The organism is Amycolatopsis ultiminotia (assembly GCF_039536925.1).
GTDB lineage: Bacteria > Actinomycetota > Actinomycetes > Mycobacteriales > Pseudonocardiaceae > Amycolatopsis > Amycolatopsis ultiminotia.
On the sequence record NZ_BAAAZN010000045.1, the window covers coordinates 1 to 9,563 of the forward strand.

Annotated in this window: 2 protein-coding genes; both read right to left on the reverse strand. The window is 71.4% G+C overall.

Annotated elements, in window-relative coordinates; translation table 11 throughout:
- Positions 1 to 6,100 (reverse strand): type I polyketide synthase (locus ABD793_RS42390; protein WP_344869533.1); only part of this gene is annotated, 6,100 nt, incomplete at its 3' end.
- Entirely contained in the window at positions 6,100 to 9,555 is a 3,456-nt protein-coding gene (locus tag ABD793_RS42395) for an SDR family NAD(P)-dependent oxidoreductase (protein ID WP_344869534.1), read from the reverse strand. The genes ABD793_RS42395 and ABD793_RS42390, both read right to left, overlap by 1 nt.
- Positions 9,556 to 9,563 lie beyond the last annotated feature (8 nt).

Here is a 9,563-nt window from a genome sequence, read left to right on the forward strand (position 1 = left end):
CCTGCGAATGACCCACCACCGCATCCGGCTCCACACCCGCAGCCCGCCACACCTCCGCCAACGACACCATCACCGCCCACAACGCAGGCTGCACCACATCCGCACCCACCAACTCACCGACCAGCGCCGCATCCACATCCACATACGGCGCCAAAGCATCCCGACACTCAGCCAACCGGCGCGCAAACACCGGAGACACCGCAGCCAACTCCCGACCCATCCCGGCCCACTGACTACCCTGACCCGGAAACACGAACACCACGCGGCCCGCCCCGGCCGGGACGACCGTGCCGGTCACCACGCCGGGCGCGGGCTGGCCGGTCGCGATGGCCGCGAGCGCTGCCGCCGGATCGCTCCCGGTGACCACGGCGCGGTGCTCGAACGGCGACCGCGTGGTGACCAGCGACCAGGCGATGTCCGCAGGGTCGAGGTCCGGATGCGCCAGCACGTGCTCACGCAGGCGGCCGGCCTGCGCGGCGAGTCCGTCCTCGGTGCGGCCGGTCACCACCCACGCCGGTGCCGCGGCGGAGACCAGCGGCGACCGTTCGACCACCACCGGCTCCGCGGCGGGCGCCTCCTCGACGATGACGTGCACGTTCGTGCCGCTGACACCGAATGCCGACACCCCGGCACGCCGCGGCCGCTCGCCTGCGGGCCACGGCACGGACTCGGTGAGGAGCCGGACGTTGCCCTCGGTCCAGTCGATCTCGGCCGACGGTTCCTCGGCGTGCAGGGTCGGGGGCAGTTGCCCGTGCCGCAGCGCCAACACCATCTTGAGCACGCCCGCGACGCCGGCGGCGGTCTGCGGGTGCCCGATGTTGGACTTGATCGAGCCCAGCCACAGCGGCTCGGCACGGTCCTGCCCATAGGTCGCGAGCACGGCCTGCGCCTCGATCGGATCGCCGAGTGCGGTGCCGGTGCCGTGCGCCTCGACCGCGTCGACATCCTTTGTGGACAGTTGGGCATCGGCGAGCGCAGCGCGGATCACCCGTTGCTGCGAGGGGCCGTTGGGGGCGGCGAGGCCGTTGGACGCGCCGTCCTGGTTGGCTGCGGTGCCGCGGACGACGGCGAGGACCTCGTGGCCGTTGCGTTGCGCGTCGGACAGCCGCTCCAACAGCAGCATCCCGGCGCCTTCACCCCAGCCGATACCGTCCGCGTCGGCTGCGAAGGCCTTGCACCGGCCGTCGGCGGCCATCCCCTGCTGACGCGAGAACTCCGCGAACGCACCCGGCGTCGACAGCACTGCCACCCCACCGGCGAGTGCCATCGAGCACTCCCCCGATCGGAGCGACTGTGCCGCAAGGTGCAGCGCGACCAGCGAGGACGAACACGCGGTGTCGACGGTGACCGCCGGGCCCTCCAGACCGAGCGTGTAGGAAATGCGGCCGGAGATGACAGCGGTGAGCCCACCCGTCATCAGGTAGCCCTCGGCGCCGCTTTCACCGCCCTCGAGGCCCATGCCGTATCCGGAGTAGGTGGCGCCGGCGAAGACGCCGGTTGCCGAACCGCGCAGGCTCGCCGGGTCGATCCCGGCGCCTTCCAGCGTTTCCCACGCGACTTCCAGCAACATGCGCTGCTGCGGGTCCATCGCCAGCGCCTCGCGCGGGCTGATGCCGAAGAATCCGGCATCGAACTCGGGCGCGTCGTAGATGAACGCACCTTCGCGGACATAGCTCGTGTCCGGATCGCCGTAGCGCTGCTCGACGGCTTCCCAGCCGCGATCTGTCGGAAAGGCGGAGATCGTGTCGGTGCCCGCGGCGAGCAGCTCCCACAGCTGCTCCGGTGACGTCGCACCGCCCGGGAACCGGCAGCCCATGCCGACGATCGCCAGCGGTTCACCGTCGGCGGCCGCGGTGACCCGTGGGCTGTCCGGCCCGACGTGCACCCCGGTCAGCCGCGAGCCGAGCAGTTCGGCGAGCGCGGCGGCGTTGGGGTAGTCGAAGATCAACGTCGAGGGCAGTTTCAGCCCGGACGCCGCGGTCAGCCGGTTGCGCAGCTCCACCGCGGTCAGCGAGTCGAATCCCAGCTCCTTGAACGCACGGCGCGGCTCCAGTGCCTCGACCCCGGTGTGCCCGAGCACCGCGGCGGCCTCCGCGCGCACCAGGTCGGTCAGCTCACGCAGCTGCTCTTCACGCGACAACCCGGCCAGCCGGCGGCCCAGCTCGCTCACCGGCTCGTCGGGTCCGTCCGCGGTGGCCAGTGCGGCCGTGACCTCCGGCAGCCCGGCGATCAGCGGACTGGGCCGGTGGAGCGTGAAGGTGGGCGCGAACCTCTGCCAGTCGATGTCCGCCACGGTGACCGACGGCTCGTCGCCGTCGAGGATCCGGGCCAGCGCGTCGATGCCCCGCTCCGGGGCCATCACCCGCATGCCGAGACCGCGCAGCTGCGCACCGGCGTCGCCGCCCACCATGCCGCCGCCACCCCACAGCCCCCAGGCGACCGACGTCGCCGCCAGGCCGCGGGCACGCCGGGAATCCGCGAGCGCGTCGAGGTGGGCGTTGGCCGCGGCGTACCCGGAAAGGCCGCCACTGCCCCAGATCGCCGCACCGGAGGAGAACACGACGAACGCGTCCAGCTCACCGGTCAGCTCGTCCAGCCACCGTGCGCCGTGCACCTTCGCACGCATCGCCGAATCCAGATCCGCCGCGGTGGTCTCCGCGATCGGCCCGCCTTCGCCGACCCCGGCGGCGTGCACCACGGCCGTCACGGCGGTCCGGCCGAGCAGGTTCGCCACCTGGGACCGCTCCGCGACGTCACCCGCCACTACCTCGACCGCCGTGCCCAGCCCAGCCAGTTCCGCGGCGAGTGCCACCCCGGCGGCGGGCCCGGAGCGGCTGGTCAACACGACCTTTTCCGCGCCACGCCCGGCCAGCCAGCGGCCGACGTGCCCGCCGATCGCACCCGTGCCACCGGTGATCAGCACCGGCCCGCGCGGCTGCCACTCCTGCGTGCGCTGCGGCGCCGGAGCGTGCCCCAGCCTGCGGGCCAGCGTGCTGGCGCCGCGGAGTGCGAGCTGGTCCTCGGTCCCGGCCAGCGCGGCACACAGCAACCCGGCGGTACGATCATCCACTGTGGACGGTAGATCGATCAGACCGCCCCAGCGTTCCGGGTGTTCGAGCGCAGCCACTCGGCCGAAACCCCACAGCTGCGCCTGTTCGGGCGCCGGAACCGCTTCGCCGGGTACCGCGGCGACGGCACCGCGGGTCAGCACCCACAGCGGCGCACCGAGGTCCCGCTGCACCAGCTCCAGCGTCTCCGCCAGCGTCGGTTCCACCGCCACGACGCCGGTGAACCCGCCCTCGGCGGCGTCCGTGACGATCTCGACGCCCCGTCCGGCAAGCGCCCGCTCGACCTCGGGTGCGTTGCCGAGCAGCAGCCACTTGCCGTCCGGTGCCGCAGTGGACTCACCGAGCGGGGTCCAGACGATCCGGTAGCGCCAGTCCTCCGCCGCGGTGGCGGGTTTGGCCTCGGGCCAGAAGCGTTCGCGCTGGAACGCGTAGGTCGGCAAGTCGATCGCGGTGCCGCGCAGGAACGAGGACCAGTCGACGGGCACCCCTTGGACGTACGCCTCGGCGAACGACGTGAGCAGCCGGTCGGCGCCACCGTCGTCGCGACGCAGCGTGCCGGTAACTACGGGCTCGTCGAGGGTGTCCGCGATAGCGCCAGTCAACACCGCATGCGGAGAAGCCTCAACAAACACACCATGACCCTCACCCAAAACCCGAACCGCCCGCTCAAACTCCACCGTCTCCCGCAGACTCGCAAACCAATACTCCGCATCCATCTGCGGATTCCACTCACCACTCATCGACGAGACCAGCGGGACCTCACCCTCGCGCGGCTCAATCCCCTGCAACTGCTGGATAATCTCGTCCCGCAGCTCATCCACCTGCGCCGAATGTGACGCATAATCCACCGACACCATCCGAGTACGCACATCCGCACCATCCGCGCTGTCCGCCAGTTCCTGAAGCGTTTCGGGATCACCACTGACCACCGTGGACACCGGACCATTCACCGCAGCCACCGAAACCCGGGCACCCCATCGTTTGATCCTGGCACGCACGGCATCCGCAGGCTCGGCGATCGACAGCATTCCACCACGACCCGCCAGTGCGGTAAGTGCCTTGCTGCGCAAAGCAACCACCTTCGCCGCATCCTCCAACGACAGAATCCCCGCCACCACAGCCGCCGCAATCTCCCCCTGCGAATGACCCACCACCGCATCCGGCTCCACACCCGCCGCCCGCCACACCTCGGCGAGTGAGACCATCACCGCCCACAACGCAGGCTGCACCACATCCGCACCCACCAACTCACCAGACAGTGCAGCGTCCAGATCCAGATACGGCGCCAAAGCATCCCGACACTCGGCCAGCCGCGCAGCGAACACCGGGGACGCAGCAGCCAACTCCCGACCCATCCCAACCCACTGACTACCCTGACCCGGAAACACAAAGACCGTCCGCCCCCGCGCCCCGGCCCGGCCGGTCACCAGGCCCGGTACCGGCCGCCGCTCGGCCAGCGCCGCGAGGGCATCGTCGGCAAGCAGCACGGCCCGGTGTTCGAACGCCGAACGCGTCGTGGCCAGCGACCACGCCACATCACCACGATCAGCCGGGTAGCGCAGCAGATGGTCCCGCAGCCGTGCGGCCTGCGCGGCGAGCCCGTCCGGGGTCCGCCCCGACAGCACCCACGGCGTGGCCCCAGCAGTCAGAACATCCGGCGCTGCAACAGCTTCAACAGGTTCCGCGGCAGGCGCCTCTTCGACGATCACGTGCGCATTGGTCCCGCTCATCCCGAACGCCGACACACCCGCCCGCCGAGGCCGCTCACCCGCGACCCACTCGACCTCCTCCTGCAACAGCCGAACATTCCCGGCCGACCAGTCCACCTGAGACGTCGGCTCACCGGCGTGCAGCGTCCGCGGCAACCGCGAATGCTTCAGTGCCTGCACCATCTTGATCACACCGGCCACACCAGCGGCCTGCTGCGCATGCCCCAAGTTCGACTTCAGCGAACCCAACCACAACGGCTCGGCACGACCCTGACCATAAGTCGACAACACCGCCTGCGCCTCAATCGGATCACCCAACGTCGTCCCAGTACCGTGCGCCTCCACCACGTCGACCTGCTCGGGGCTGATCCGCGCGGCCGCGAGCGCGGAACGGATCACCCGCTGCTGGGAAGGACCGTTGGGCGCGGTGAGACCGTTGGACGCACCGTCCTGGTTGATCGCCGAGCCCGTGACCACCGCGAGGACCCGATGCCCGTGCCGGCGCGCATCGGAAAGACGCTCCACCACGAGCACGCCGGCACCCTCGGACCAACCCGTACCGTCCGCGTCCGCGGAGAACGAACGACACCGACCATCCGCGGAAAGCCCTTGCTGCCGGGAAAACTCCGCAAACGTCCCAGCAGTCGCCATCACCGTCACACCACCGGCGAGAGCCAGCCCGCACTCGCGATTACGCAGCGCCTGCACCGCCAGATGCAACGCCACCAGCGAAGACGAACACGCCGTGTCCACCGTGACCGCCGGACCTTCCAAACCCAACGTGTACGAGACCCGGCCGGAGATCACGCTGCCCGCGTTACCGGTCATGAGATAGCCCTCGGCACCACTGTTCCCACCGGCCAGCTCGGTGCCGTAACCGGCGGACGAGGCACCCGCGAATACACCGGTCCGCGATCCGCGCAGCGAATGCGGATCGATCCCGGCCCGCTCCAGCGCTTCCCACGTGACCTCCAGCAGCATCCGCTGCTGCGGGTCCATCGCCAACGCCTCGCGGGGCGAGATCCCGAAGAAGGCCGCGTCGAAGTCCGTGGCGTCGTGGACGAAACCGCCCTGGCGCGCGTAGTCGCCGGTATCCTCCCAGCCACGGTCGCCGGGGAACGGGGACACCGCGTCGGTGCCGGTCGCGACGAGGTCCCACAGGTCGCCGGGGCCGCGCACACCGCCGGGCAGCCGGCAGCCCATGCCCACGATCGCGATCGGCTCGTCGCGGTCGGCCTCCAGGCCGCGCAGCCGCCGCCGGGTCTCCTGGAGCTCGGCCGACGCCTTCTTGAGGTAGTCGAAAAGCTTTTCCTGACTCTCCATCACAGGCTCCCGAGTTCCTTGTCGAGAAAGTCGAACACTTGCTCCTGGGTGGCCGAACCGAACTCGATGCCCTGGTCCGCTTCCGGTTCCCGGTCGAGGCCGGCGAGGATGCCGCGCAGCCTGCGGCGCACGTCCTCCCGCAGCCCGTCGTCGGTCACCTCGGCAAGGCCTGCCTCCAGCCGGTCCAGCCCGGCGAGCACGGCACCCGGCCCGCCGTCGTCCGCGCCGCCGAGCCCGACCCGCAGGAACGCCGCCAGCGCCTCGGCGGTGGGGTGGTCGAACACGAGCGTGCTGGGCAGCGTGAGCCCTGCCGCCGTGCCGAGCCGGTTGCGCAGTTCGACCGCGGTGAGCGAGTCGAACCCGAGTTCGGAGAACGCGCGATCCGCGGCCACGGCGTCCGCCGAGCCATACCCGAGAACGGTCGCGGCCTCGGTGCGCACGAGGTCGACCAGCAGCCGGTCCTGCTCGGCCCTGGACAGTCCGGCGAGCCGTTCGGCGAGCCCGCTGGTACCCGCTTCGACGGTGAGCGCACGTCCGGCGTCCGGCAGCGTCGACAGCAGCGGGCTGGGCCGCCGCAGCGTGAACGTCGGCGCGAACACCGGCCACTCCACATCGGCCACCGCCACCACGCCTTCGCGCGCGTCGACGGCCTGTGCGAGCGCCCGGATACCGAGCCGCGGATCCATCGGCACCAACCCGAACCGGCTGAGCTGCTCCGCAGCCGCACCGGCGCCCATACCGGCGCCGCGCCACACACCCCACGCCACCGAGGTAGCCGCCTCGCCGCGCGCGCGGCGCCGTTCGGCAAGTGCGTCGAGGAAAGCGTTCGCCGCCGCGTAGCCGGGCTGCAGCGCACTGCCCCAGGTCGCGGACACCGAGGAGAACAGCACAAACGCGTCGAGGTCCGCAGTCAGTTCGTCCAGCCAGACCGCACCGGCCGCCTTGGCTGCGAGGGACTCCGCGAGCCCGGCCTCGTCCAGGTCCGCGACCGCGATGCCCTGCCCGATCCCCGCCGCATGAACCACGGCGCGGAGCTGCGGAGTCCGTCCGACGATCCCGGCGACCTGCTCGCGTACCGCGGTGTCACACGCGACGACGTCGACCGCACTGCCCTGGCCGGCCAGCTCCGCGGCCAGCCCGGCCACGCCCGGCGCAGCCGGACCGGAACGGCTGGTGAGCACGAGGCGTGGCGCGGCACGCCCGGCGAGCCAGCGGCAGACGTGCCCGCCGACGCCACCGGTCCCGCCGGTGACCAGCACCGAACCCCGCGGCTGCCACTCCGCCGCCGGTCGCGGCGCCGGAGCCCGGATGAGACGGCGGACGTGGAGACCGTCGGAGCGCAGTGAGACCTGGTCTTCACCGAGGCCGGCGAGGACTGTGCACAGCCGCTCGCCATCCAGCTCCGCCAGCTCGATCAGGCCGCCCCAGCGGTCCGGATGCTCCAGCGCGACCACCCGGCCGAGGCCCCAGACCTGCGCCTGACGCGGGTCGGTGAGCTCCGGGGTGAGCACCCACAGCGGAGCGTCGATGCCGCGTCGCACCAACGCGAGTGTGTCGGCGAGGCCTCGGGTCAACGCGGGCGAACCGTCGATCGGAGTGGTGTCGTAAGCAAGCGTCGAGACGACGCCGTCGAGGTTGTCCGGCAGGTTCTCGGCATCGGTGACGACCGTGGCACCGTGCTCGGTGAGCGCGGCGGCGACCTCCGGCGAGTCGCCGACCAGCAGCCAATTGCCCTCGAGCGCGGCGGGTTCCGGCTCCGGGATCGGATGCCATTCCGTCTGGTAGCGCCAATCCGACACCGACTCCGGCTGCGCCGGACCGAGGTTTTCCGGCCAGAAGCGTTCGTGGTGGAACGCGTAGGTCGGCAACGCGACCCGGGAACCGCTGAGCACGTTCGCCCAGTCGACGTCGAGACCGTGCACGTGGGCTTGCGCCAGTGCGGTCAGCACGGCGTCCTCGGCGGCCGCGTCCTTGCGCAGCACCGGGAAGAACGTCGCTTCCGGGCGGACACCCGCACCCATCGACGACAGCGTGCCGTCCGGGCCGATCTCGATGAATACGGAAACACCCTGTGCCGCCAGTGTTTCCACCGCGTCCGCGAACCGCACGGCGCCGCGTGCCTGTGCCGGCCAGTAGCCCGCGTCCGGCGTCTCGACGAGCACGCCGTCGAGCGCGGCTGCCCACGGCAGTTTCGGCGGCTGGTGTGCGATCACGGCGGTGACGAGCGACAGCTCCTCCAGCACCGGGTCCATCCGGTGCGAGTGGAACGCGTGACTCACCCGCAACCGCCGCACGCGGTGCCCGGCCTCGCGGTGCTGTTCGGCCAACGCGGTCACGGCTTCCTCCTCGCCGGACACGACTACCGAACCGGGACCGTTGACCGCGGCGACCGAAACCCCTTCGGGCAGTTCGACGTCCGCCTCCGCGGCGCCGATCGCGGCCATCGCCCCGCCGGCAGGCAACGCCTGCATCAGCCGTGCCCGGTTGGCCACCAGCCGGGCCGCGTCGGCGAGCGACAGCACTCCGGCAACGTACGCAGCAGCGATCTCGCCGACGCTGTGTCCGGCGACCGCGTCCGGCCGCACTCCGGCGGCTTCGAGCATCGCGACCAGTCCGACCTCGACCGCGAACAACCCGGTCTGCGCGTACAGCGTCTGGTCGGCGCGCTCGTCCTCCGCGCCGCCGAGGACCACATCCCGCACAGGCAGTCCCAGCTCCAGCTCGATCAGCGCGCACGCCTCGTCGAACGCCGCCGCGAACACCGGGCTGGCCGCGTACAGCTCACGGCCCATCCCGGCTCGCTGACTGCCTTGTCCGGCGAAGAGGAACCCGACCCGGCTGCCGGACCGCGCCACGCCGGTGACCACTCCCGGTGCCGAACGCCCGGCGGCCAGCGCGGCCAGTCCTTCGGCCGGGTCGCCCACGACCACGGCCCGGTGTTCGAGCGCAGAACGCGTGGTGGCCAGGGAAAATCCGACGTCCGCCGGGTTCAGCTCGGGGTGCGCGGCGAGGTGGTCACGCACCCGGGCGGCCTGCGCCGGCAGCGCCGCGGCGGTGCGGGCACCGATCGGCCACGCCACGGCGTCGAGTGCACGCATCCGCACCGGCACCTCGACCGGCTCGGCGGCAGGCGGCTCTTCGATGATCACGTGCGCGTTGGTGCCGCTGATCCCGAACGCCGAGACTCCCGCACGCCGAGGCCGTTCCCCCGGCGTCCAGTCCACCGGCTCGCGCAGCAGCTCGACCCGGCCCGAGGACCAGTCGACGTGCGGGGAAGGCTCATCCACATGCAACGTCGCAGGCAACTTCCCATACCGCAACGCCTGCACCATCTTGATCACACCCGCCACACCAGCAGCCTGCTGACTATGCCCAATATTCGACTTCACCGAACCCAACCACAACGGCTCCACCCGACCCTGCCCATACGTCGCCAACAACGCCTGCGCCTCAATCGGATCAC